This window comes from Aeromicrobium sp. PFPM2_SD2, from assembly GCF_057364525.1.
Window position 1 is genome coordinate 1 of the sequence record NZ_JBNFNZ010000471.1, and the last position, 1,875, is coordinate 1,875.

General features: G+C 73.7%; 2 protein-coding genes. Both read right to left on the reverse strand.

The window, feature by feature from the left end; translation table 11 throughout:
- Positions 1-1,425: cytochrome P450 (locus tag AC2W7G_RS15200; protein WP_485869177.1), on the reverse strand; the 1,425-nt coding region annotated here is incomplete at its 3' end.
- 77 nt (positions 1,426-1,502) lie between these two features.
- Positions 1,503-1,793 carry a glycerophosphodiester phosphodiesterase family protein gene (locus tag AC2W7G_RS15205; RefSeq protein ID WP_485869178.1) on the reverse strand — a complete coding sequence of 97 codons (291 nt, stop codon included), beginning with the start codon at positions 1,791-1,793 and terminating at the stop codon, positions 1,503-1,505.
- Positions 1,794-1,875: the final 82 nt, after the last annotated feature.

Sequence of the window (1,875 nt, forward strand, 5' to 3'; positions counted from 1 at the left end):
CACCGGCGCCGGGGACGGCGCCGCGGCCGGGGTCCGGCGCTGCAGGCTCAGCTCGAACCCGACCGGCATCATCGTGAGCCGCTCGGCGATGCGCAGCTCGTAGCCCGGGTCGCCGGCGACGTCGTAGCGGTGCAGCAGGCGCGCGAGCACCAGCACGGCCTCGTGCAGGGCGAACTGGCGACCGATGCAGGCCCGGTCCCCCGTGCCGAACGGCTTGTACACGTGCGGCGGCCGGCCCTTGCTGCGCGCGGGCAGGAAGCGGTCGGGGTCGAACTCCTCGGCGTCCTCGCCCCAGACCTGCGGATCCCGGTGGACCATCGGCAGCAGCACGAGCGCCCAGTCCTGCGGCCGCATGCGCCAGCGTCCGCCGAGCGTCGTCGTCTCGTGCGGCGAGCGGGCGAACGCGGGCGCGGTCGGCCAGAGCCGTAACGCCTCGTCGAGCACCCGGCGGACGTACCGCAGCTTCGGCACCTGGGCGAACGTCGGTGCGGCGTCGGGGTCGGCGCCCAGCACGGCGTCGACCTCGGCCTGTGCCCGGGTGACCACCTCGGGGTGGCGTGACAGGCAGTAGAGCGCGAACGACAGGGCGCCGGACGTCGTCTCGGGGCCGGCGATGAGGAACGTCAGGATCTGGTGGCGGATGTTCTCGTCGGGCAGCCGCTCCCCGGTCTGCGGGTGCGCCGTGTCGAGCATGAGGCCCAGCAGGTCGTCGGCACCGTCGTGGCCGGACGTCCGCCGGGTGCGCACGACGTCGTCGAGCATGCCGTCGAGGTAGGCCAGGTGCGGTGCGTTGTGGCGGTCGATGCGGCGACGGACCACGGACGCGCCCGGCACCCCGTCCAGCCCGGACTTGCGCTGGGCCGCCTTGAGCGCGGCCACCATGGCCGGGATGAACGGGTGCGGCTCGTCGCTGGCGAACGACCCGAAGTCCTGGCTGAACGCCGTGCGGCTCAGCGTCTCCAGGGTCAGCTTGGTCATGTCGCGCGAGACGTCCACCGGACGCTCGGCGGCGTCCCAGCGAGCGAACAGCTCGTCGGACGTCTGCACCATCACCGGGTGGTAGCGCTCCATCGCCTGCTTCGAGAATGCCGGACGCAGCAGGTCGTGGGCCAGGCGCCACTCGGGCTCGTCGTTGTGCGCCGTGAACAGGCCGGCGCCGCCGAGCTCTCGCAGCTGCTCCAGCGCCGGCGAGAGGGCCTTGGCGAAGCGCTGCTCGTCGCACAGCTCCGCGGCGAGGGCCGCGCCGGCGACGATGACGAACTGCTGGCGGAACGCCCGGATGCCGAAGATCGGTCCGAGCCCGGCGCCGCGCGCCATGATGCTCTGCAGCGGCGTCTCGCGCAGGCCCGGCTCCACGTCGCCGACCAGGCGACGGCGGCCGGGCGGGTGCGGGAAGGGCTGCCCGGACCAGTCGTTGTGGATCACATACCCACGGTATGTGAACGCGAGGTCCCTTCGACAGGCTCGGGGAACGACCACTCCCCGAGCCTGTCGGGGGAGGCTCAGCCTGCCTGGCGGTACCGGTCACGCAGCCACGCCTTGCGCGCGGCGACCGCCTCGTCCGGGAAGTCCGAGAAGATCCCGTCCACGCCGGCGTCCAGCAGCGCCAGCAGCTCCCCGCGCACGTCGCCGTGGGCGTTGGGGTCGGTGCCGCGCCGGAAGTTCGTCGGCAGGAACTGGTTCTCGGCCCGCACCGTCCACACGTGGACGTCCAGGCCCACCCGGTGCGCGTCGCGCACGACCGGTGCTCGGGCGGCCGGTGGCCCCGGCAGCGTCGCGCGGCAGGACGACATTCTTCTCCGCGCCGATGCCGTCGGCGTAGCGGGCGATCTCGCGCAGGCCCCGCGGCGTCACCAGGTCGGCGTACGTGCGCGC